Source organism: Ruegeria sp. BA2 (genome assembly GCF_056539605.1).
On sequence record NZ_JBQFVE010000002.1, the window covers coordinates 530,110 to 550,402 of the forward strand.

Sequence of the window (20,293 nt, forward strand, 5' to 3'; positions counted from 1 at the left end):
TTGAAGAGTGATTTGAGTAAGAAAGCATTTCAGCGGGGGTCATCTGTCCTTGGCCCCCGCATCTTCCGGCAGGAGCCAGCACTTCGCTGGCACTGCGCCATCGGTGGCCTTTTCAATCGCAAACGCCATATCGAGTGTTGGCCGCAACAGGCCGTTGACGACCCGCGACACAATACTCTGATGACTGCCGATCTTGAGCGCAAATTCCCTCTGACTGATGTTTTCAGACTGAAGGTGTGCGGCCAGAACGTTTGGTGAATCTGAGTGTGGCATCATGAAGGGCAAGATACATATCATGTATCATGCGGTCAATAAGGATTATTCACATGGTGTATTTTGCTTTTCGCGCTTCTCTTGCAAATATCGTGACATGAATAATCTTGCTCGATACCGGGACCTTAAAGGCCTTAGCCAACGAGACTTGGCTGAACTGCTGAAAGTCAGCCAGCCCACGATTCAGCGGGCTGAGACCGAACATGATTCCGCAAAACTTGGGACGTACAAGAGCGCGGCAAAGGAACTAGGTATCACGCTGTCTGATATCTTCAGCGACCGCACCGAAGTTGAAGAGAAGTTTCTACAGATGATTCGCGATGTCCCCCCGCACAAGATGGATCAACTGATGACGTTGATTGATATGGCAAGAGACGTTCCTCCCGAAGGCGACGAAGAAGCCAGTCAAATTGATGATCCTCAAGAGACCTGATGTTTTCAGCAATAGCGTTGAATTGGGTTTCATTCATAAAATCCCCTCTCTAAATTTTGGCAGCAAAACCCGTCAAAACGGGAAGGGGATCGTGAAAGGCGCTCAAGGAAAAATCCGAGCCGGTCAACTCTCACATTGCAACTAATTCATAGCAGAACATTACAAGAACATCCAGACGCGACATATTGTGATCCGGGTATTCAGGCACGACTAAAGCACCACCTCACATACTATATGTGGTGATTCTTCGCGTTTTCGGCGTCTGTTTCCTAGATGTAGATGGAGTGTTTCTTGCCGCCGGGCTTAGCGCATTTGAGGCCCGTCGTTCTCGGGGAGATAGTCCTGGTCGAGATCTTCTTCCAGGTTGTTGTCAATGTTGACGTCAATAGCTCGAATGCCGGTGCTTTGAGGCCGGGTGCGTTTTATCTCTTTCTCTTTAGAGTTTTCCCAGTAAGCATCCATGGCAATTCGATTATGCTCTGCGATCCGGTCCGCCCAGTCATCGATGCCGGGCTCTACAGGTCTATCCAGGCTTATAGCTAACGCAACAGTTTCTTCATAGTCTTCTTTTATGCTGTTACTTGCAAAATGCTCCAGCACCGCCACTTCGGAAAAGTCCAGAGCTCTAGCAAGTCTCGCAAGAATAGCAGGCTTCGAAAGGGCAACCCCGGAGAGGTAACGATTGAGCAACGCTTCCGGCATATCCAGAGCATAGGAAAGCTCTTGAAATGTTAAATTAAGATTACGGCATCTATCATTTATAAGATCTGGAAAGCTGGCAAACTGCTCACAGTACTCTCTGTCGTGCTTTTCTGATCTATATGTTGGCCTGTGCGGCCCCACCTGGCTCCTTATTTCGATTTCGTCGTCTGGGAACGCTTCAACCAACAGGTCGGAAATTTCAGCCAAAGTTCCTTGACGGCCAAGCTCAGCCTCGAATTCTTGCAGCAATTTGGCTCGACTAAACATGTCAGCGATGAATTTCTCACCTCCATATATCTCGGGGTCCTCAAGCCACAATCGGATCTGGCTACCTAAGAGAGAAAACCTGTATATCGGCTGCTCTGCCGCCAGATGATATAGATCAAACCAATTGTATCGCTCTTCTCTTTCCCAACCATACTGCTCCAAAAGTAGAGTAAGGATTTCAGAGTTCATAGAGCGGCCATTCGCATTGGCCTGATGCTTTATTTTACCCCGCAAACCCTCCGGGAGCCGAAGCAAATACTGATCAGTCAGCTTTCGATTCTCTTCATTTGCCATATGCTATCCAGTGGATTAATTAACCGCTTGACGCAATACTATCCCAAGGATAGCATGTCTATACTATCCGTTGGATAAGGAGTCGCAAATGGAGAATAATCGAACTCGCAAGGACGCATTCATGCTTCGATTAAACGATGGCCTGAGGGAAGCACTGAAGAAGATCGCGCAAGAAAATTGTCGATCAATGACCAGTGAGATCAATCTGCGCCTGATGAAGTCATTGGAGGCAGACCATGCAGTCCAAAAGTGAAAACCGCTGCGTCCGGCAAGACAGGCAGCGGTTTTCGAACAAGACAAACCTTAGCACAAGGAGTTCTCTTATGGAGAATCTACTAACGAACACCCAGAATTTCAATCAAATAACGACAACGGCTTTGCAATTTGCACCGCTCACCATGTCCAGCCGCGAAATCGCGGAACTTCTGGAAAAGCGTCATGATGATGTAAAGCGGAGCATCAAACGCCTTGCAGATCGGGGCGTAATCGCACAACCGCCGATGGCGGACGTGCAAGAAACAGGCGGAAATAACCGCATTTACACCACCACGGAGTATCAGCTGGAAAAGCGCGACACTTATGTTGTCGTCGCCCAACTGAGCCCCGAGTTCACAGCCCGGCTAGTCGATCGTTGGCAGGAGCTGGAAGCTCAAGCCCCTACCCTGACCGGCCCGCAACTGATGGCCGCGGCGCTGATCGAGGCGCAGGCGACACTAGACGCCCAGGTCGAGCAGATCGAAAACATGCAGGACGACGTGAAGGCGCTCGACCGGATCGCAAACACTGACGGCAGCCTGACGATCACCGAGGTCGCGAAAAATCTCGGCATTCGGCCAAAGGACGCGTTCACGTGGCTCAGCCAAAACGGCTGGATCTACAAACGGCCAGGTGCCGCGGTGTGGCTCGGATACCAAAGCAAATGCAACATCGGCTTGCTCGAACATAAGACAACCACGGTGCTGCGACCGGATGGATCAGAAAAGGTCACGGAGCAGGTTCGCGTAACCGCAAAAGGGCTAACCCGGTTGGCTAAGCTGATCCCCGGCATTGCGCGGGAAATCCTGACATGAAACGCCGTACCTTCATCGCCGGGGCAATATCTGCCCCGGTTCCGGTTGTTGCCGCCGGTGCGGTAGTAGGGGAGATATCTGAACCAGAGGAAGAAGACCCTATCGAGCGCCTGCGAAAAGCAATGTCTGAGATCCGAGATATACTTCAGCAATCAGCGCCGGAAGGAGCGGTCGTTGATGGCATTGTCTGGGGCGGTCCACTGGGCCCGGGCGTGTTCGGTGCCTGGGTTCACAAAGATGGCAACCGACTCAAGTTCTACGACCGCAAGGGCAAGACCGACATTCACTTTGAATGAACAGTAGTCCTTCAAAATTCGAGCAAGAATAGAACCTCGCTTCGGCGAGGTTTTCTTGTTTTTCAAGGATAGTGATTCTTAGAAGTTAGGTCTCGGCTATTCTTGCTTGATACATAATATGAATTTCTCTCTTGATCTGTTGATACACATTATGTATCTTATCCCTAACACGAGAGGGAGAAACGGATATGACTTACTACTGGTTAGACATCGCAGGCGCAGTTGGCAAAAACGTTAGCTACGACGTTCGTACCCGCTGCAACTCATACGCTGGTATCATTGCGTGGAAAGGCGACAAGGGTTTCGCCAAAGTCTACTTCAACAGCAGCGCCACCAAGGGTTCACAGCGTAAGTTCTCATCCATCGAGACCGCACTAGAGTTCATTCACACGCGCCGTGAGAAGCGCGGTATGAACAAGGTGGCGTCATGAAACACGCCCTATTCACCCCCGCTGAAACCGTCATTCCCAACTGGGTAGTATGTGACCGCGAAGAGGACGTTTCCGATATCTGGGTGGACTACATGGACACCGAGAATGAGGACGGCGCGGACGTCACGGTCTTTCTCCACGAGAACAAATACGACGATGGCATGACCTTCAAAGGCATTCGCGTTGTCGACTCTGACGGCGCTGTGACGTTCTGGGACCGTGCGCGTTGCACCAAGTTTGACGGCCTATTCTCAGCCCCTTGCAATGTTGAAGACGCCGCCATGCAGGCCCCCGGATACGGCTCTGATGATGAACGCGATATTAGAGCGGAGTGGGTGTGATGACTTGGCAACCCATGGAAACAGCGCCGAGGGATGGCAGTCGCGTCCTACTGGCTGTCGAATTCAAGGGCAAGAAATACGTCCGTACAGGCGGCTGGGACAATCACTGGAGCGGAAAGCACTGGGTATACGACGGCTACGGCGCTCCAGCGCCTGCCGAACCCTATTCTTGGATGCCTTTGCCGGATGCGCCGGAGGCCACACAATGACCGCCCTCATCCCCCTTATCCCCGATGACTTTGAGTTTTCCCCAGTGTCGGTGCGTAACACCGTCGCCAACAAAGGAGGTGCCTATGCGGGTGTAAGCCGGGCCGGTTGCACGGTTAATGAGCCCTATCAATCCAGCGAAACATGCCGCCTCTGTTGCGGGTTAGAAAGCCCCCGGCTTGGCCCAATAAGCCAGTCGGGGCACCCCCAAGCCCCCTACCGCCTACAGCCATATCAGCGCGTCAGACCAACAGAACCAGATTTCGAACTGGGTATCGATGAAGGCCGGGGCTTTGTGAAGAAAGACGGCGTGCGGACAGTTAAGGGAGCGGAGCAATGACAGAGTGGAGCGATTGGTTCCAGCATGACGGCAAAGGTTGTCCGTGCATCGGTATGCTCGTGCGCCTTCGATATGGTGATGGCGATGTTTTGGAGTGTATCGCGGGATCGAATTGCCGCGCACTCGGTATAGATGTCAACGGCCCATTGTCGGCGTGGGTTTGGCAAGGACCAGCACCAGACGAAGGCGGGGTTGCGTACTACCGCGTCCGCAAGCCACGCGGCATGGAAATCCTAGAGAGCATTCTAAGCGAAGTTGACGCCCCTGTACGAGAGGTAACGGTATGAACACCATTTCCAAAGCCTTCGAACGCCTGAATGCGCCTCAAATCCGTCGGGACATGATCCACGACATAGGCGACACCGCCCGCTTTGTAATCCTGTTCGCGCTGATTGTGTGTGCTGTCATTGAGGTGATGTCATGAGTGACTACGGTGATTTCTGCCGCGAACAAAGGCAGCAAAGACAGGAATTGCGTCGGTTCTGGCACGAATGCCCGCATTGCGCAGTTCGGTTTGGAACGGGAACAAGCGTGGCCCCCGGCTGTAAATGCCGAAACTGTGACTGGATCGCCCCCGGCAATCGTGGAGATGACCGTCGTTCTGTAGAAGCAATGAAGCGCAAGCAGGTAGCGCAGAAGATCGCCCTTCGCAAAAAGAAAGAAAAAGACTTCGAATACGAGTGCCCGTATTGCGACCGCAAGTTTCGGAACCCCGCAAATCGAGGTCAGCACGTCCAGACCGTTCACGCTGAAGAGCATGAAACCAGACGCGTAAAAATGGGCAAGCGCAAGACCTTCGAAGTGGAGGCATCCAATGTTTGACACCCTCCCCATAGCCTTCGCGGTCTTTCTTTCAATCCTATACCACATTCAGCCACTTCCGGCTGAGTTCGGCCCCGGCGCGGTTTTCTCCCGGCCCGCTGGGGTCGCCATAAACGAATGACCCACCTCGCCGCCGCCATACTCCTATTCTTAGGCCTACTCTCAGCAGTTCTTACAGGCCTAGCCATGCACTCTCTAAAGGAACTGCGTGTGAACCTGCTTACGCTGCTGAGCCTTGGTTTTACAGCCGCAGGCTATGCGCTGTTGGTGTGGGTATGAACACAGATGAAAGGAACGGATGATGGGACGTGAAGTCAGAAAAGTACCGGCAAATTGGGACCACCCAACAAGAGACCATTATGGCCGCACAGGCTATCAACCGATGTATGACACAACATATGAAAAGGCAGCGGCGGATTGGCTGGATGAGTTTGATCGTATCCGAAATGGTGGCGCTGATAAATTTGAGACTGAGTGCTACCCGCAGGGTGTGACGCACTGGGCCAGCGATAATACCGCACCCGATCCAGAATACTACCGACCATGGACCGACGATGACGCCACTTGGTTTCAGGTCTGGGAAACCGTTTCAGAGGGCACACCCGTAACCCCTCCGTTTGCCACAGAAGATGAGCTTATCGATTACTTAGCGGACAACGGTGATTTTTGGGATCAGGAGCGCTGCCACAAGCCGGACTGGGACCGTTTGTGGGGCGGCACTCCGGGTGTTTCTGCGTGGGGTCGAGAAAAGGCTGAGCGCTTTGTTAAAGGCCTAGGCTGGGCACCTTCAATGGTCATTGCCGGTGGCCGCGTGACGGACGGTGTAACCGCTGTCACCGACCCCACCCCATAAAACAGACACACCCCGCATAGGAGTTGGTGATGGATATCAGTAAGGAAGCAGTGGCAATTGACGAGGCGTGGCTTTACGGCGTGGCGGACAATGATCCCAAAAGCCCAGCGTTGGTCATTGCTCGAAGGCTCCGCGCCCTCTCAGCCCGCGTGGAAGAGTTGGAGGCCGAAAGAGACGCCCTGTCCGAATACAGCTTTGAGGCCACCAAGGCCATTACCGGCTTTACCGCTGGCGGTTCTGAGTTCTTTGCCGGGAAGCTGCCTGATGGCCGCTACAAGGCCGATTTATCGCGGTGCGTGAAGTACGTGCGCGACACGAAGGAGGCGCTGCAGGGTCAAGTGGTAAATCAGTATGCGCGCGGACGCCTTCAAGGACTGAATGAGGCGATAGCCGCAATAGATGAGCGGTTCACGCTTTATGAAGGCGATCCCTCAGACGCCAACTACAAGATATCCGTTAATGAACTGGAATTGACAAGGAAGGCCATCGACGCCCTGAAGGAGCCGAAGCAATGAACAGCGAAACGCCGCAGAAATCAACTACAGAGGACACGGTAAACGAAATCAGTAGTGCCCTTAACAACGGCGCTCGTATGATTTTGGAGCAGCCTTTTTCATCAACCTACATACCAAACAAGGACGCGCTGCATGCGTGGCGTCACCGCGCCGACACCCTCCCCGCCAGCCCCAGTAGGGATGAGATCGCGGGTATCATATCCGAAGAACTGCACACAATACCTGAAATGCGGGAACCTATTTGCTGTGGCAGTCCCATGAGTGGTGGCGTTGTTATTTGTGGATGTCAGGGCGCGACGGTCGGGGACCAAACAGCTTATGACCTAGCCGACGCCATTCTATCCCTCTCCCCCGCCAGCCCTGCCCCTGTATGGCGGGATCAGGTTGAGACTGCTGCCTACAACGCAAGACAAGGGTATTCCCTCAGAACGGACGCGCGCTCGATAGGTGTCCTTGAGGGTATCAAGCTAATGGAAGATGCCATAATGGCTCTTTCACCTGCCCCTGAACCAGAGCGCACGGTCAACGCTGTCAAAAGATACTTGGAGCGCATGGATGACGAACTTCTTAATCGTGACGGAACTGCAGAGCTCAGCCACGAAGAAGCGAAGCAAGCTCTGAGAGATGTGTACCTTCTAAGCTGTGGAAAAAATCCAGAGTTTCATCCACGACGCGCTGCCCCCGGTTCTCAGCCCACCGAACAGACGATTGAGGTTGAGCCGAACGCGCACAAATGGAACGCCGAAGCCGCCGAGGAATTCTATGGAGCCGAACAGCCCCCACAGGCGGACGTGCGGGGGGAAAGCCTTCTAGATCAGATGACACATGACCATCGACCCCTTTCGCTGTTCCGTGAATGCGATGAAGACGGCGGCAATTGGGTTGTTGTAGATAACAGCAACGATACCGTTGTTGCGTCTGGATCTGGTGCGTACGAAGCGATGCAGGCTGCATTCCCTAGGCGCTGCAAGGGCGGCGATATCGACCCATTCAACGGCGAATGCCTGTGGTGTGGCGCACCTATGGGCGGCGTCTGCCAGGACCGCGCCTTGGCTGGGGAGGAAGAGTGAGATGTTTGTCAAAATTGACGGCAAGCTGTTCTGGAAAGACTGCAAAGGCAAGCTTATCGGCCCGCTTGATGCCTCAACCCCTACCTGTGGTGATTATTCGGAGGGCCAGCCATGACCCAAGCACTCAAGGAACTGGCGGATAAGGTTGAGGCGGGGGACTGCAGGTTCAAGGAATTCTTTGACATTGCAGGACCAGCCTTTGATGGGCTTCCACCATTACTGCAGTCAAAGCACAACCGGCCCCGCGCTTGGAGCGCACTCAACGGGGACTTGAACGCAGCCAAGGCTCTTCATGAGACTGTGCTGCTGGAGTGGGATGCGGAGATATCCATCTTCCTCACTGACGGTTCAAATCTGGCTACTCTTCGCGCCGAAACAGAAACGCAGCACGTTTTTATTACTCGGCAAGCTGTATCTGGCGACCCCGCCCGCGCGTGGCTCTTAGCTATCCTGCGCGCCCTGATTGAGGACCAGCAGCCATGACAGAGCAGGAAGCCGACTATCAGCGCCGATACAACGCCATGTCACAGGAGGGGGAATAGATGGGCGATATGGCCGATGACGCTTTTGACAGCGCGTTTGAAATGGACACGGACATTCAAATTGCCCTCAGAGCGATGCGTGATGAATGTGATGCGCCGTTGTGCCGCCAAAACTGCATTTGGAACGATGACGGGCTGCTTGAGTGTACAGAATGCAGGAGGACGACTGATGTCTGACCCCATGACCCACCACTATGACCCGAGGGGGGAAGGATGACACCTCAACTTGTTCCAATTGAAACCGCTGCCGATGAGTTGGGTGTTCCCAAATCCAGCTTGCGCAGCGCCGCCGAAGAACATGGGTTTCTGGTTCGCATGGGCCGGGCTATTCGGATTGATCGAAACGATTACGGGAGGCTTGTAAAGAAATGCCAAGACCAAGCAAGGGCGCAAGGCTCCACAAGTACGACCACCGCCCGCAATGGTACATCCTCGACACCGGACAGCGACCCCGTTCAACGGGCTGCACAAGCCGCGCAGATGCTGAAAAAGCCCTCGCGGCCTACATCGCCACCAAAGGACGGTCAGGTGCTGCGAATGAGCCGGAAAACGTAACCTGTGGTGAAGTTCTCGGGATCTACGCAACCGAACACGCGCCGACCGTGGCAAACCCTGAACGGATCGGCTACGCGATAGAGGCCCTACTGCCCTTTTGGGGATCGCTAAAGCTATCGCACATTCGGGGTGAAACCTGCCGCCGGTACGTGAAGTGGAGAGACCGCGCAACCGGCACAGTCAGGCGGGAACTCGGGGCACTGCAATCAGCCGTCAACTACGCGCACAAGGAAGGCTATATCACCTCCGCGCCGGTTGTGACGCTACCAGAAAAGCCAGAACCAAAGGAACGCTGGTTAACCCGTGACGAGGCTGCACGGCTGCTGTGGGCCGCGTGGAGGGGCAATAAGACCCAGCACCTTGCGCAGTTCATTCTCATTGCCCTTTACACTGGCACACGCCGAGACGCGATCCTGCGCATGGGATTCGAGCGCAACACACTTGGTGGCTGGTTCGACCTGGATAACGGCCTGATGTATCGGAAAGGCGAAGGCGAACGAGTTACGCGGAAACGCCGCAAGCCCGCCAAGATACCCCGCCAGCTTGCTGCCCACTTGAAGCGCTGGAAAGCCAAGGGCCAGACATGGGCCGTAGAGTACGACGGCGCGCGCTGTGGCAGCGTTAAGCGGTCCTTTAGGAACACAGTCACCGCAGCCGGATTAGAGGACGTCACGCCCCACACGTTGAAGCACACGGCTATTACGTGGGCGCTGATGAACGGCGCAAGCACATGGGATGCTGCCGGGTTCTTTTCGACTTCAGCAGAGACGATTGAAAAGGTTTACGGGCATCACTCGCCCGAACATCAGGCAACAGCACTTAGAGCAGTGGAGAGAAGATGACGACGTTTGATGTTGAGTTCGAAGCCAGCGCAGAAATGCGCGTGTGGTTGTCTCTAGACCATGACGGAGCAGTTATTGTTATTTGCCTCGGATATGGAGACCCGGTTGCACAAATCCCCTTAAGTGAGATTGATTTTTTAGTTGCCGGTGATGAAAACGACGATCCGACCGAATATTTAAATCGGGGATTGCAGGATATTCACCAGCTAGCAAAAACCATTCGCAACAACCCATAGAGTTTCTGTTACGCGTAACGAAAACCCCCTATCCGAAAGGCCCTGAAACGTGACCAAACAAGGGGAAAATAGGGGTTATAGCGTGAACAAAGGGGCCGGGCCTGTCTTCGGGAGGCAGGGGTCGGAGGTTCGAATCCTCTCACTCCGACCAGATCAACTGCTTGATGTACAACGCATCTTCGGCAGTTGCTCGCATCGGCACGTATTGACGTGCACGTGTCTGTCACTCGCTCGTCACTCACATTCGTGCGTTGCCCGTTCAACGGAGCAATCAAGATGGCGACCATTAGGAAGCGTGGAAGCAAGTGGCAGTGCATCGTCAGACGCGACGGCAGGACAGCAAGCAAGTCGTTCCGCAAGCGAAGTGAGGCGCTGAAGTGGGGCAACATAGTCGAGGCGGAAGCGGATGCAGTCGGTGGCATGTTGCCAACGCGCGCGCGGAAGCAAGCCGACGCGCTGCAAGCAACGACACTCTCCACCGCACTTCTCCAACTCGCAAGCGACATGCCGAGCGAACGGTGGCGGCTGCACACTCTAACCCGAAGCAAGATTGCCAAGCTGCGCATCGAAGCAATCACGGTGTCTGACCTGTCGAAGTGGCGTGATGGGCGGTTGCGAGACGCCAAGCCGTCAACTGTCGTTCGGGAACTCTCTCTCATACAGACAGCAATCGACCGCGCTGTTGGTGACAATCTCTCCGAAGAGCCAAGACGCAATCCAGTTCGACAAGTGAAGCGGCCCCGTGTCGATGACAGGCGAGAACGCAGATTGACCGATGATGAGTGGCAACAACTTCTACAAGCCGCTGGTGAGTGCCGGAACCAATTGATGCAACCGCTCTTGATACTGGCGAGAGAGACCGCAATGCGGCGCGGCGAACTGCTCTCTATTGAGTGGCGACATGTCGATCTTGATGCATGCACCGTCTTGCTACCGAAGACCAAGAACGGACACTCAAGGTTGGCGCCACTGTCGCCACGCGCGGTCGCCGTTCTTGCCGAGCTGCCCCATGACGCCGAACGAGTTCTGCCGGTGACAACAAACGCGGTACGGCTGGCGTGGCAACGGTTGCGTGCACGTGCTGGCGTTGACGACATCCGACTACATGATCTGCGTGCGCAAGCGGCAACCGACAAACTGCTCGACGGTTGTCCAGTGGCTGAAGTGCAAGTGTTGACCGGCCACCGTGATGCAGGTGTGCTGCTTGAGCGATATGCACGACTGCGCGCGACGTACGTGGTGAAGCGGATGCATGCAGCTGAGTGACAGTAGAGGCATACAGTTGCACACCATGTTGTGCATTGTGGTACAGAGCAACTCATTGAACGCAACATATGGTGTGATATTGCTTGACCCAACGCGCCCAGTTTGCCAAGCTAATCTCAGGGAGCCATAGGCCCCTGGCATCATGAGAAGTCGGACCAAGACGGCATCAGCCGTGGCCGCGTCATCCAAGAAGGAGGCGCGGTATCGTGTCGACATCAACCAATAATGCCGCTTGGCTAACGACCGCCCAAGCTGCGGCGAGGATCGGCATCGCACAAGGCTCACTCGGCCGCCTTGTGCGCCAAGGGCGTGGCCCACGGGTACACAAGATCAGCGACCGAACTTGGCGCTTCAGTCTCAGCGACGTCGAGGCTTGGATCAGCGATCGAGCATGTGGGCCGTCCGATCTCGAGGTGGGCCAATGAACCCGCTCGCAGCCCGCTTGGCTACGTTCGAAGCTCACCCCGAAGATCGCGAGTTACTCGACACGATTGCCGCGCGCTACTCGCACTCAGATGCGCGCGGTTGTGTGTTCGTCAGAGGCGGCAATCACAGCAACGGCAGGCCACAGATCGGTGTAAACTACACCAAGATGCGCATAGCTCGCTTCATTGTGGCCGTACGCGAAGAACTCGACATGCAAGGTGAGTGGGACACACGTCATACGTGCAACGTTCGAGAATGTGTTAACCCGGACCACCTCTTGTCAGGCAGCAGACAAGACAACGCGCTCGACCGCTACGAGCAGGGAACCGCTCCGGTTGGCGAACGTGCCCCCAACGCCCGATTGACCGAGGACGAGGTGAAAGAGGTGCATCGACTGGCGGGCAGCATGACGCAGGCGCGTATTGCAGAGCTGTTCCGGGTCAGCGAAACGACCATCAGTAACATCTTGAATGGCGTCACTTGGCGGCACGTGTACGACGAGATGATATGATGCAACTAAGCGCACAGAAGAAGCCACCCCTTGGGGATTGGATGCAGGCGCATTGCCACAGGCGGGTGGTCTAATGGCGCGTCACCACACATACCTGCTCGACCAACTCTTCAAGGCACTACCCGCCGATGCATGGCGTATCCGTGTAATCGGCCGCTGGACTGACGAACAGACCGACAAGCGAGGCCGTACAACATACAGTGCTAATCGGAGTCGATGCCACTTCGACGATACCGTCTCTTCGCACGATCTCCTGCACAAGATGGTGGTGAACACGCACCCTCAGGGCAAGCGAGCCAAACGGTCATTACTCTCAACCATAACCGAACAGTCTCGCTATGTCCGCGAGGTGCTAATGCAGCCTATCGGCGCGATAACACACGTGCTGCTGGACTTGGACGACACGCCGCTGGACGAAGCGCTGAACTTATTGGCTATCGACCGTGTCCAACCTGCTGTAATCCACGAGACGTCGCCCGGTCGGCATCGCTTGATTTTCACATTGCCCGGTCGGAACCACCCACCTGAAGTGCACAAGGCTGCTGCCCGTTGGTTGGCCGATCGCGTCTGCGGCGATACTGGCAGCGCACACGTAGGCGCAGGCTTACATATGCCTGCGACCACGTGCTCGAAGCCTTGGCGGTTCACCACGCCTCCCCCGTTGGTGATCCAGCGCCATGCCAAGTTTACAGCTTGTAGAGCGTTGCTCGAACTCGCTACGAGCGCTGTCGGCAAGTCCGAAGCTGCACCTACCGTCCAACGAACGGGATTGAAGATAGAGAGCGGCATAACAGCCGATCAAGTGCCGCAAGCCGTCCGCATGCTGCACTCTGAGTTGATGGATGAGCACGCTGAAGATCGCTCCGTCGCTGACTTCGCGTTCTGTTGCACGTTGCTGCGAGCACGCGAGCCAAGGTCGTCCGTCGAAGCATGGCTAGGCGCGCTAAGCGACAAGGCAATGGGGCGACCGGGGTATGTATTTGTAACTGTCGATGCTGCCTATCGGGCAATAGGTCAGAAGGAGGCAAGCTTATGAGGCCGGCAGGACGATTATGCGGCAAGGTTCGTTCGTACTTGGACCAGCTGCCCAAGCATAGCAAACAGGCCGCTTGGCTACGGAAGATGGCCGATGCCGCAGAGAGCGAAGCCAGGGCTAGTGCTGGGGTTCTATCGCCTGAAGTAGAAGCAGGTGTAGCACCGGTCACAAATCAGGTTGGTATGCCCAGATACGCAGGAGGGGCAGCGTGATGGATGAGCAGCGTATTGATGCCAAGGTTGATCAGATCGAAGAACAGACCCAGCCAGAACAAGTGCGTTCTTCCTGTGCGCACTTCCCCCAAGAAGAAGGACCAAGGCCTAAGGGGAAGTGCGCACGGCCAAATGACAGTTCACGTGCTGTGAGCACGCAGCGAACGACAACGTGTGTCGAGTTCAGTGAAGACATCAGTACAACAAGCTATCCGACGCGATACAGTGTGCGCGGCCTATTACCCGTTGAAGAGCGCGACGCAGATGGCAAATTGGTGCGTGACAAGACGGGAACCGTCCAACTGTCACCACGGTTCCACCGTGTCCGCATACGGGGCGCGCAGTGGATCGACGAAGTGATGCTGTCAGTGGGGCAACTGCTGCCGACAATATCGCACGTTCGTGTTCTGATGGCATTGCACGCGATGACCAACGCGTTGAAGCACTCCGACATCACCCCGCGAGCGCACTGGTGCAACGAGGTGGGCAGGGTTGTCGCCGATGACGGCAGCACGGACCGCACTTGCGGATATACCGTGCCCTCGCTGTGTGTGCGCATATCCGATCTATCATATAACAACGTATCTAGGTTCCTGCATCCCGACAGGTCTATCGTTCTTGACCAACTGAGAGCGGATGCAGATCGCAGTGGCATGAGGTTTGACCCGGATGCCGCACATCAACTTCTGGGTGACTACGTTATCGGCGAAGCCGAGTTCACACGGTGCATCGATGATCTAACGAACCTTGAATTACTTGTATTACTGAACGAGGCAGGCCAGCGAGTTGCTGTATTGAACCACCTGTCGATAGCGCGATGCACCCCAACGATGAGACCGACGATGCTGCAAGGTGCGCCTTCGGCAGCCGCGATGGCTGATCCTGTTGATCGAGATCAGCGCACGACCGCAGGTGGCGTCGTGAAGCCCAAGAGCAAGAAGCGCAGTCAGGGCAATCGCGCGCTACGTGAACGCGTCGGCCAGTTGTCTGCATCCAACCAACGCAAGGATAGGGCAATGTTGATTATGGAGCGCCATCACGCAGAAGACCGAGCCAAGTTGACTGCAGAACGAGACGACGCGCAAGCCAAGGTCGATGCACTCACACGTGTGTTCGAGCACGGGCTAGCCATCATCCGGGCGATGCAACGCCGAAGCAGAAGGTCGATGCATTGGAGAGTGCGTTCATCCGGGACGACGGCGGCCCCTTCGATGCGGTGCAACAACGCTCGTCGAGCAAGGAGGCAATCAAACCATGACCTGCGATACTGTCTCTTCAATCAGGTTGTCGGATGCAGCAGCACTGCGAGCGTTCGCGGCTCTCAGCGACGATGCCACGTTGTTCCTGAACTGGATGCTGAAGGTTATCACGCAGACTGGCGAGGCAGATGCGTGCTTGGCCGAAAGGTTGGCGCTAGGGTAGTCGTTCGAAGAAGAACGATCGGCGCTTGAACGAGAATACATTACCAATGCCGCGCGAGAGAGGCATGACGAAAGTGCCCACTCATTGCCTTTTTATTCAAAGCTGGCTTCAATCCTCTACTTTGTCTCATTGGGCTGTATACTCTGGATCATTTGGAACCAAAGCACAGCCGTGTTCCAACAGGCTGGCTGGATTTCGTGAGACAACGCCTCCTTATTGTAAACTTCGAATGTCCGGTTCGAGCCCATAGCGGTCTTGCAATAACGAGCAGGTTCAACACCTAAGTTGGCCGTGAGAATTCATAGCTACAGCGAAAGACGTTTCTGAAAATAGATGCCAATCGACTACTGGCGGCTCGCTTTAGGATTGATTAGGCAGGTCCGACGAGATTTGGACGCTAATGGGCCAATCAACTCAGATTTATATGGTAATCCTATACCTGTTTACGTCTGCGGAAACATGGGCGGAGATTTATTGAACTTAAGCGCCTAATCTGTGATGGGTCAAAGAATAACTTCCGGAACATCTGCAATCACCACACCCGGAAATATTGTGCGCTCGATATTCGCTTTGCTTTGACCGAGGAGCGTCCGTATGACGGAACCAATGTAGCTACGTAAATCCGCCGTAGGCATCAGATCGCGCCGTTCGTACAAGTCGGCTTCTGTAAGACCGGGCCAGCGACCGTAGACTCGGCCTCCTCTTATGGCTCCACCCGCCATAAGCATTGCTCCAGCCGTGCCATGATCCGTGCCGCCAGATCCGTTTTCGTACACGGTTCGTCCGAATTCCGTCACCGCAAGAACAGCCGTTTTGGACCAAACCTCGCCGAGGCCCTGCTTCAGCGTCAAAATGGTGTCAGATAATCGTCCGAGCAAGTTTGGCATTACGTTGCCTTGCCTGCGATGTGTATCCCAGCCGCTGAGTGAAAAACTCACAATGCGAGTATCCCCGCGCATTCTTTCAGCCGCGAACTTTGCAATAGATATTTCCGGACGGCCCTTCGCATTCACCGGTTGAATAGAACGAGACAATTCGATAGCTTCCGCCACCGAATAGCTAAAGAGGGGGTCATTCTGATATGCGTGGATCAGAAGATCTTCTGCAGAGGCCCCTAGATTTAGGCGGGTTTCTGGTGACCAGTTAGCGACTTGCGCGGATCCCATGAGAATGCGCGAGTTCTCGCGCCCGATAGCAAAACCGGTCTCGGTTTCAATCCCGGGAGTTACCTGCAACAATCTGTTCAACCAACCGTCACGTGTTTTCGTCACGCCACTTTCGATGCCAACACCGGCTTCGAGCAAGTCTTGACCATCGAAATGGCTACGCACATCGCGGTAGGGTGTAGAAACCGCATGCGTAAATGCAAGCTCACCGCTTTGCCACATCGGAAGGAGGTCGTTAAGACCGCTGTGGAGGCTAAAAAATCCGTCCAAATCCGTAGATTCATCGCCAAAGCTGGAGCGTAATCCAGAAAAATCTGGATCACCGACAGGGCGCAAGACATCCAAACCGTCCATAGCACCGCGCAGGATCAAAACAACGAGCCGCCCCTCCCAAGGGGCAGAGGCAAGGGTGATATTCGTCATCAGAGGAAAAGCAGCTGCAGAACAGCCGAGAGTTCCGACGCCGCGCAGAACCGATCTTCTGTTCATCGTGGAACCCCTCATAAACCTACCTCCTGTTAAATTCAGCCGATGCCAAGACAAGCGCAATCCCTTCCGCTTTCGTTTCAGCAGCCGAAACGGCAAATCGCAGATGATCACCGCTATGCTCTCTGAGAGTTTGCTCAAGAAAGCTGCGCGGGTCTCCTGCCCGTCTGCCAAAATGATCCGCAACGGAAACGGCCCATGATATACGGGCCGCGAGGCCTTGGGGGCTGATCCAATACGCCGCGTCTTCGGGCCAACCATCCGGCCCCGAGGGGCGCATGAAAGGTTGACCCATGGCCGCCATAGGACGCTCAACCAGCGTACGAAGTCGGCCTGCTTTGATCTGCATAATTTCATCGCCGCGCACTCCAAATGCAATCAGCGATGAGGAAATGAATTCAAATGGTGTTTTTATCTTTTGAAGCGGCAGCCGAGCGGTTTCCGGATGTTCCATCAGCACTTTTGTAACCGCGCCTAAGTCACCACCAGTCTCCTGATAAATCAGCTTCAAATCACTTACCAACGCTTCTGGAGGTTTTTCTACCAGAAAGTGAACAGCAAGTTTTTGCGAAAGGTGATGTGCCGTTTCAGGTCGCGCTGCCAGATCTTCGAGAAATGAATCAATGTCCGCAACATCTGCCGCAGACGTCGACCCGTATGTATTACCCAACACAGTTTCAGCACCCGGTTGGGCCGCGCGGCGACGAAAGACAAAGCCCCGCCTTCGATCAAAAGAGAGTCCGGTTAAAAGCTCTGCCGCCGCCCGAACCTCTGTTTGGGTATAGCCGCTGCCAACACCCATTGTGTGAAGCTCCAGCAATTCGCGCGCCAAATTTTCATTCAGCCCTTTTCCGGTGCGTCGGCCGACAGGCGAATCCGGACCGATGGACTGCGCCTGATCGAGATAGAAGAGCATTGCGGGATGGCGGACCACAGCCTTGAGCATCTCTGCAAAAGTGCCCGACAAATGTGGTCGAATAGCGTCATCAACAAAGCTTGGTGACATTGCGCGCGCGACAATGTTTCGGGGTGCAACGGTAAAGTGGTCCGCCCAAAACCAAGTTAGCCGTTCGCGGAGTGGCGAACTTGCACTGACCACACGGGCAATTGATGTTGCTAACCCGTCTATTGCAGCTTGGCGTAGATCTTGACGAGCATTCTTAAAACGATCCCCGGAACCCGGTTCATTACGCTGATTTGCTTTCCTTGCCTTTCTGAACTCGCGCCCCAACGTCAGCGCTTGTGCAAGTTGCAGACCCGGATATCGATTGGCACCCAAGTCAGGCTTAAAGAACTGTTCGAGTAGAATGGCGCGTTTGGCAGGTGCAACACCTGGTCCAAATCCATATCCGAAGCGAATTTGAGCAATATCGGTTTCTGCCAAGGCTAGCTGACCTTTTCCAGTTCTATGGAATTATACACACTTGTTCACCCCGTTTCCATCGCACCGAAGGCTCCTTTGGCGCGGGACGCTGTTGAACCTCTTATTAGTGGGCAACAGACTCGTGCTGCGACAGAAGCAAAAAATTGTTCGCAAAATTGCAAATGAACTTATTTTTTTCCCACGCCCCGAAACAGACTTGGACTGCCCTGATCAAAGGCAGAATTGTCCGCAGAGCCGTCGTTCGCTCCTTATTGTTGATCTTCGAATGTCTACTCCGAGCCCAGAACCGCCGTCGCTAGGCGGACCGATTGGAACCTGATTCATGCAGCTTCACCGGTTTTGGCATTTGAGATTCCAGGGTGATTTATGTCCGTGTGCAGGAAGAATGCTGACCAAAGATGAAAAAGGAGGCCTCGCTTTATACCCCCAAAAGCTTCCTTTAGGGTCTCGTCCAGTTTTTTTGCGGTATTCCAAGGGCCGAGAACCTGCATCGTTCAGCAATAGGAACAGTATCTGGGTTCCGGCTATCTAGCTGCCAAAGGGCCAGCTGAAGATGCCCCCAATATTCTCTATGATTGCGGCGAGGAGCACCACACCGGCGATCAGTGCCGCGATGAGCCAGATGAACTGGAACGTGATAGCCGCAATCCCAAGGCTTGCGCCATAGGCTGGATAGCGCCAATTCTCCCGGCGCAGACCGGAGATTAGAGACAGCACCAGAGCCACAACGCCCAGTACCGGACCGATTATGGCGAGGTACATCCAGTAGTTCGTTTCTTCCTCGACAGGCGGAGTGTCTTCCAATCCACGCAGGCTGAACCAAGCAGATCGCCCGATGTCGCCTGCGATCTCGCCGATCTGGCTTCCCACGGAGGGAGCGGGCTGAAGGCTCGGATAGACGATGTGCATGAACACGGCGATAACACCGAGACCGCCGGCAAGCACGGCCCAGAGGCCGAAAGTATAGAACGGATGCGGCGCCGGGCCTTGTTTCATCGCGGTGTGCACTGTCATTCAGGTCGTATCACTCAAAATTGGGGCAAGAGCATGGCCGATTTTGACTTCTGTCCGCCCAGACCCCTCTAAGTGGTCGACCTTTTGGCGTCAATCTCGGCTGGTCGCTGCTACGAATGGAGCACGTAAAACCCTCCAGCGTGAAATTCCATGCGATTTCTGCACGAGCGCATCAAAGCGAAGGTGCTGTCAGACGAATTCGAACCAGTCTCAGTTTGCCGCGAAAACCGCGAACCTATCCGGAACAAAGTTGACGCCACTCGCTAAGAGCGGCGATGCGTGTCTGCTTGAAGGAGTCTCGGCTGGCTAGCGATCTTTCCTGATTGAAGTGGTTGTACACGGAGGAATGGACGGTGGCGAATTTCTGTAGACTTCGCATGCGCTTGAAACGCTGCATCGCGCGTTCGCGTCGTCGAAACGGCAGGTGCGAATTCTCGACGCGGTTGTTTAGCCACCTGCCCGTCTGTTGTTTTTCGAGAGCACCCAAATCTCTAAGGGCAGCCTTGTAGGAAGCGAAGCGATCTGTGACGATCTCTTCGGCGCAGCCGTGCCGCTTCATCAATTTCTTGAGAAATTTCAGTGCTGCAGCTTTGTTTCGGCGCTTGGTGACAACTGCTTCCAGCACTTCACCTTCGTGATCTACTGCACGCCACAGATAATGTCGCTTGCCATTCACCTTTACGAAAACCTCGTCCACGTGCCACTTCCATTTCGAGAACGCGCGCAGCTGCTGCACACGCTTTCTTCGGATCTCCGCAGCAAACACCGGCCCGAACCGGTTCCACCAATATCGGACAGTTTCGTGGCTCACGTCGATGCCTCGCTCGTGCAACAGATCTTCGACATTCCGAAGCGAGAGTGGAAATCGGATGTACAGCATCACCGCAAGGCGGATGATTTCGGGGCTGGTTTTGAAGTACTTGAAAGAGGCAGGTTTGGTCATTCCTAAATGCTATGCAACCGCCCTGCCCCGCTCAAGCAAAGTTCTTCTGACAAGACCATCTGCAGTGCGCTCTCGATATCGCGCCGCTTCGGCCATAAGAACGACATATTTACCTACCCGGCGGTTCAGCGTCGCATGATCCAGGTCAACACCACGTTCGGCCGCGATTTCTTCAAGATCACGGTACGACACCCCGTATCGAAGGTAGAAAAAGACTGCATGCAGGATCACGTTCTGTCGAAAATGTGCACCCTTGAATGAAATCGTCATGGTCTGCTCCTGTCTTATCCGAGCGCGCGTTATCAAAACCGCAGTCGGAATGACAGTTGGGAGTAGAT

The 20,293-nt window shown here is 54.6% G+C and carries 29 protein-coding genes and 1 pseudogene; 23 read left to right on the forward strand and 7 right to left on the reverse strand.

Translation table 11 applies throughout. The annotated features are described in order from the left end of the window. Positions 1-39 precede the first annotated feature (39 nt). Entirely contained in the window at positions 40-276 is a 237-nt protein-coding gene (locus ACR0NN_RS07125; RefSeq protein WP_480684268.1) for a helix-turn-helix domain-containing protein, read from the reverse strand. Between the two features lie 94 nt (positions 277-370). Between ACR0NN_RS07125 and ACR0NN_RS07130 the strand changes: the two genes are divergently transcribed. Next, positions 371-706: a helix-turn-helix transcriptional regulator gene (locus ACR0NN_RS07130; RefSeq protein WP_480684270.1), complete on the forward strand. Its 336-nt coding sequence runs from the start codon at positions 371-373 to the stop codon at positions 704-706. Positions 707-1,009: 303 nt separating this feature from the next. Here the strand turns inward: ACR0NN_RS07130 and ACR0NN_RS07135 are convergent, their stop codons facing one another. Continuing rightward, on the reverse strand, positions 1,010-1,969 hold the full coding sequence (locus ACR0NN_RS07135) for an Arc family DNA-binding protein (protein WP_480684271.1): 960 nt from the start codon (positions 1,967-1,969) through the stop codon (positions 1,010-1,012). A 121-nt stretch (positions 1,970-2,090) separates the two neighbouring features. On the opposite strand from ACR0NN_RS07135, the gene ACR0NN_RS07140 reads away from it, so the two are divergent. From ACR0NN_RS07140 to ACR0NN_RS07245, 22 genes are all read left to right on the forward strand, one after another. Further along, positions 2,091-2,222, forward strand: coding sequence for an Arc family DNA-binding protein (locus ACR0NN_RS07140; protein WP_480684273.1), 132 nt, complete (start codon positions 2,091-2,093; stop codon positions 2,220-2,222). Between the two features lie 70 nt (positions 2,223-2,292). After that, positions 2,293-3,039, forward strand: coding sequence for a phage antirepressor KilAC domain-containing protein (locus ACR0NN_RS07145; RefSeq protein WP_480684275.1), 747 nt, complete (start codon positions 2,293-2,295; stop codon positions 3,037-3,039). Continuing rightward, positions 3,036-3,335 (forward strand): hypothetical protein, encoded by a 300-nt coding sequence (locus ACR0NN_RS07150; RefSeq protein WP_480684277.1) that lies wholly within the window; start codon positions 3,036-3,038, stop codon positions 3,333-3,335. The genes ACR0NN_RS07145 and ACR0NN_RS07150 overlap by 4 nt, the downstream gene beginning before the upstream one ends. A gap of 188 nt (positions 3,336-3,523) precedes the next feature. Beyond that, the gene (locus ACR0NN_RS07155) at positions 3,524-3,766 is read left to right on the forward strand and encodes a hypothetical protein (RefSeq protein ID WP_480684279.1); all 243 of its coding nucleotides are present in this window, start codon (positions 3,524-3,526) and stop codon (positions 3,764-3,766) included. Continuing rightward, complete coding sequence (locus ACR0NN_RS07160) at positions 3,763-4,107, forward strand: hypothetical protein (RefSeq protein WP_480684280.1); 345 nt, start codon at positions 3,763-3,765, stop codon at positions 4,105-4,107. Before ACR0NN_RS07155 ends, ACR0NN_RS07160 begins: the two co-directional genes overlap by 4 nt. Beyond that, positions 4,107-4,316, forward strand: coding sequence for a DUF551 domain-containing protein (locus ACR0NN_RS07165; protein ID WP_480684282.1), 210 nt, complete (start codon positions 4,107-4,109; stop codon positions 4,314-4,316). The genes ACR0NN_RS07160 and ACR0NN_RS07165 overlap by 1 nt, the downstream gene beginning before the upstream one ends. Continuing rightward, a complete protein-coding gene (locus ACR0NN_RS07170; RefSeq protein ID WP_480684283.1) occupies positions 4,313-4,654 on the forward strand; it encodes a hypothetical protein in 342 nt (113 codons plus the stop codon). The genes ACR0NN_RS07165 and ACR0NN_RS07170 overlap by 4 nt, the downstream gene beginning before the upstream one ends. Continuing rightward, positions 4,651-4,941, forward strand: coding sequence for a hypothetical protein (locus ACR0NN_RS07175; protein WP_480684285.1), 291 nt, complete (start codon positions 4,651-4,653; stop codon positions 4,939-4,941). The genes ACR0NN_RS07170 and ACR0NN_RS07175 overlap by 4 nt, the downstream gene beginning before the upstream one ends. Continuing rightward, complete coding sequence (locus ACR0NN_RS07180) at positions 4,938-5,078, forward strand: hypothetical protein (protein WP_480684286.1); 141 nt, start codon at positions 4,938-4,940, stop codon at positions 5,076-5,078. The genes ACR0NN_RS07175 and ACR0NN_RS07180 overlap by 4 nt, the downstream gene beginning before the upstream one ends. Positions 5,079-5,266: 188 nt before the next feature. Then, entirely contained in the window at positions 5,267-5,476 is a 210-nt protein-coding gene (locus tag ACR0NN_RS07185) for a hypothetical protein (protein WP_480684287.1), read from the forward strand. A gap of 382 nt (positions 5,477-5,858) precedes the next feature. Next, entirely contained in the window at positions 5,859-6,329 is a 471-nt protein-coding gene (locus tag ACR0NN_RS07190; protein WP_480684288.1) for a hypothetical protein, read from the forward strand. A 29-nt stretch (positions 6,330-6,358) separates the two neighbouring features. Continuing rightward, positions 6,359-6,844 (forward strand): hypothetical protein, encoded by a 486-nt coding sequence (locus ACR0NN_RS07195; RefSeq protein ID WP_480684290.1) that lies wholly within the window; start codon positions 6,359-6,361, stop codon positions 6,842-6,844. Continuing rightward, positions 6,841-7,914 (forward strand): hypothetical protein, encoded by a 1,074-nt coding sequence (locus tag ACR0NN_RS07200; RefSeq protein ID WP_480684292.1) that lies wholly within the window; start codon positions 6,841-6,843, stop codon positions 7,912-7,914. The genes ACR0NN_RS07195 and ACR0NN_RS07200 overlap by 4 nt, the downstream gene beginning before the upstream one ends. A 111-nt stretch (positions 7,915-8,025) precedes the next feature. Next, on the forward strand, positions 8,026-8,397 hold the full coding sequence (locus ACR0NN_RS07205) for a hypothetical protein (protein WP_480684293.1): 372 nt from the start codon (positions 8,026-8,028) through the stop codon (positions 8,395-8,397). A 59-nt stretch (positions 8,398-8,456) separates the two neighbouring features. After that, complete coding sequence (locus ACR0NN_RS07210; RefSeq protein WP_480684295.1) at positions 8,457-8,633, forward strand: hypothetical protein; 177 nt, start codon at positions 8,457-8,459, stop codon at positions 8,631-8,633. A 191-nt stretch (positions 8,634-8,824) separates the two neighbouring features. Continuing rightward, positions 8,825-9,853, forward strand: coding sequence for a tyrosine-type recombinase/integrase (locus ACR0NN_RS07215; protein WP_480684297.1), 1,029 nt, complete (start codon positions 8,825-8,827; stop codon positions 9,851-9,853). Then, positions 9,850-10,089 carry a hypothetical protein gene (locus ACR0NN_RS07220; RefSeq protein WP_480684299.1) on the forward strand — a complete coding sequence of 80 codons (240 nt, stop codon included), beginning with the start codon at positions 9,850-9,852 and terminating at the stop codon, positions 10,087-10,089. Before ACR0NN_RS07215 ends, ACR0NN_RS07220 begins: the two co-directional genes overlap by 4 nt. 276 nt (positions 10,090-10,365) lie before the next feature. After that, on the forward strand, positions 10,366-11,355 hold the full coding sequence (locus ACR0NN_RS07225; RefSeq protein ID WP_170723395.1) for a site-specific integrase: 990 nt from the start codon (positions 10,366-10,368) through the stop codon (positions 11,353-11,355). A gap of 206 nt (positions 11,356-11,561) precedes the next feature. Then, positions 11,562-11,780: a helix-turn-helix domain-containing protein gene (locus ACR0NN_RS07230; protein ID WP_170723396.1), complete on the forward strand. Its 219-nt coding sequence runs from the start codon at positions 11,562-11,564 to the stop codon at positions 11,778-11,780. Positions 11,781-11,797: 17 nt separating this feature from the next. Continuing rightward, positions 11,798-12,292 carry a hypothetical protein gene (locus ACR0NN_RS07235; protein ID WP_170723397.1) on the forward strand — a complete coding sequence of 165 codons (495 nt, stop codon included), beginning with the start codon at positions 11,798-11,800 and terminating at the stop codon, positions 12,290-12,292. Positions 12,293-12,647: 355 nt separating this feature from the next. After that, the gene (locus ACR0NN_RS07240; protein ID WP_170723398.1) at positions 12,648-13,328 is read left to right on the forward strand and encodes a DNA-primase RepB domain-containing protein; all 681 of its coding nucleotides are present in this window, start codon (positions 12,648-12,650) and stop codon (positions 13,326-13,328) included. 211 nt (positions 13,329-13,539) lie between these two features. Further along, positions 13,540-14,991 carry a hypothetical protein gene (locus tag ACR0NN_RS07245; protein WP_170746970.1) on the forward strand — a complete coding sequence of 484 codons (1,452 nt, stop codon included), beginning with the start codon at positions 13,540-13,542 and terminating at the stop codon, positions 14,989-14,991. A 474-nt stretch (positions 14,992-15,465) separates the two neighbouring features. Here ACR0NN_RS07245 and ACR0NN_RS07250 read toward each other — a convergent pair whose 3' ends face one another. The 5 genes and pseudogenes from ACR0NN_RS07250 to ACR0NN_RS07270 all read right to left on the reverse strand — a co-directional run. Beyond that, positions 15,466-16,551 (reverse strand): DUF1501 domain-containing protein, encoded by a 1,086-nt coding sequence (locus ACR0NN_RS07250; protein WP_480684302.1) that lies wholly within the window; start codon positions 16,549-16,551, stop codon positions 15,466-15,468. Positions 16,552-16,636: 85 nt separating this feature from the next. Then, positions 16,637-17,998, reverse strand: coding sequence for a DUF1800 domain-containing protein (locus tag ACR0NN_RS07255; RefSeq protein ID WP_170723401.1), 1,362 nt, complete (start codon positions 17,996-17,998; stop codon positions 16,637-16,639). Positions 17,999-18,526: 528 nt separating this feature from the next. Further along, complete coding sequence (locus ACR0NN_RS07260; RefSeq protein WP_170723402.1) at positions 18,527-19,012, reverse strand: hypothetical protein; 486 nt, start codon at positions 19,010-19,012, stop codon at positions 18,527-18,529. 235 nt (positions 19,013-19,247) lie between these two features. Next, positions 19,248-19,955: an IS6 family transposase gene (locus ACR0NN_RS07265; RefSeq protein ID WP_170723403.1), complete on the reverse strand. Its 708-nt coding sequence runs from the start codon at positions 19,953-19,955 to the stop codon at positions 19,248-19,250. 57 nt (positions 19,956-20,012) lie between these two features. Then, a pseudogene (locus tag ACR0NN_RS07270) lies at positions 20,013-20,225 on the reverse strand (IS6 family transposase); the annotation flags it as partial. Positions 20,226-20,293: the final 68 nt, after the last annotated feature.

Bases quoted from the DNA above. Each gene is read 5' to 3' on its own strand.
- ACR0NN_RS07125 (WP_480684268.1), bottom strand. From the start codon at position 276: ATGATGCCACACTCAGATTCACCAAACGTTCTGGCCGCACACCTTCAG.
- ACR0NN_RS07130 (WP_480684270.1), top strand. From the start codon at position 371: ATGAATAATCTTGCTCGATACCGGGACCTTAAAGGCCTTAGCCAACGA.
- ACR0NN_RS07135 (WP_480684271.1), bottom strand. From the start codon at position 1,969: ATGGCAAATGAAGAGAATCGAAAGCTGACTGATCAGTATTTGCTTCGG.
- ACR0NN_RS07140 (WP_480684273.1), top strand. From the start codon at position 2,091: ATGCTTCGATTAAACGATGGCCTGAGGGAAGCACTGAAGAAGATCGCG.
- ACR0NN_RS07145 (WP_480684275.1), top strand. From the start codon at position 2,293: ATGGAGAATCTACTAACGAACACCCAGAATTTCAATCAAATAACGACA.
- ACR0NN_RS07150 (WP_480684277.1), top strand. From the start codon at position 3,036: ATGAAACGCCGTACCTTCATCGCCGGGGCAATATCTGCCCCGGTTCCG.
- ACR0NN_RS07155 (WP_480684279.1), top strand. From the start codon at position 3,524: ATGACTTACTACTGGTTAGACATCGCAGGCGCAGTTGGCAAAAACGTT.
- ACR0NN_RS07160 (WP_480684280.1), top strand. From the start codon at position 3,763: ATGAAACACGCCCTATTCACCCCCGCTGAAACCGTCATTCCCAACTGG.
- ACR0NN_RS07165 (WP_480684282.1), top strand. From the start codon at position 4,107: ATGACTTGGCAACCCATGGAAACAGCGCCGAGGGATGGCAGTCGCGTC.
- ACR0NN_RS07170 (WP_480684283.1), top strand. From the start codon at position 4,313: ATGACCGCCCTCATCCCCCTTATCCCCGATGACTTTGAGTTTTCCCCA.
- ACR0NN_RS07175 (WP_480684285.1), top strand. From the start codon at position 4,651: ATGACAGAGTGGAGCGATTGGTTCCAGCATGACGGCAAAGGTTGTCCG.
- ACR0NN_RS07180 (WP_480684286.1), top strand. From the start codon at position 4,938: ATGAACACCATTTCCAAAGCCTTCGAACGCCTGAATGCGCCTCAAATC.
- ACR0NN_RS07185 (WP_480684287.1), top strand. From the start codon at position 5,267: ATGAAGCGCAAGCAGGTAGCGCAGAAGATCGCCCTTCGCAAAAAGAAA.
- ACR0NN_RS07190 (WP_480684288.1), top strand. From the start codon at position 5,859: ATGTATGACACAACATATGAAAAGGCAGCGGCGGATTGGCTGGATGAG.
- ACR0NN_RS07195 (WP_480684290.1), top strand. From the start codon at position 6,359: ATGGATATCAGTAAGGAAGCAGTGGCAATTGACGAGGCGTGGCTTTAC.
- ACR0NN_RS07200 (WP_480684292.1), top strand. From the start codon at position 6,841: ATGAACAGCGAAACGCCGCAGAAATCAACTACAGAGGACACGGTAAAC.
- ACR0NN_RS07205 (WP_480684293.1), top strand. From the start codon at position 8,026: ATGACCCAAGCACTCAAGGAACTGGCGGATAAGGTTGAGGCGGGGGAC.
- ACR0NN_RS07210 (WP_480684295.1), top strand. From the start codon at position 8,457: ATGGGCGATATGGCCGATGACGCTTTTGACAGCGCGTTTGAAATGGAC.
- ACR0NN_RS07215 (WP_480684297.1), top strand. From the start codon at position 8,825: ATGCCAAGACCAAGCAAGGGCGCAAGGCTCCACAAGTACGACCACCGC.
- ACR0NN_RS07220 (WP_480684299.1), top strand. From the start codon at position 9,850: ATGACGACGTTTGATGTTGAGTTCGAAGCCAGCGCAGAAATGCGCGTG.
- ACR0NN_RS07225 (WP_170723395.1), top strand. From the start codon at position 10,366: ATGGCGACCATTAGGAAGCGTGGAAGCAAGTGGCAGTGCATCGTCAGA.
- ACR0NN_RS07240 (WP_170723398.1), top strand. From the start codon at position 12,648: ATGCAGCCTATCGGCGCGATAACACACGTGCTGCTGGACTTGGACGAC.
- ACR0NN_RS07245 (WP_170746970.1), top strand. From the start codon at position 13,540: ATGGATGAGCAGCGTATTGATGCCAAGGTTGATCAGATCGAAGAACAG.
- ACR0NN_RS07250 (WP_480684302.1), bottom strand. From the start codon at position 16,551: ATGACGAATATCACCCTTGCCTCTGCCCCTTGGGAGGGGCGGCTCGTT.
- ACR0NN_RS07260 (WP_170723402.1), bottom strand. From the start codon at position 19,012: ATGACAGTGCACACCGCGATGAAACAAGGCCCGGCGCCGCATCCGTTC.
- ACR0NN_RS07265 (WP_170723403.1), bottom strand. From the start codon at position 19,955: ATGACCAAACCTGCCTCTTTCAAGTACTTCAAAACCAGCCCCGAAATC.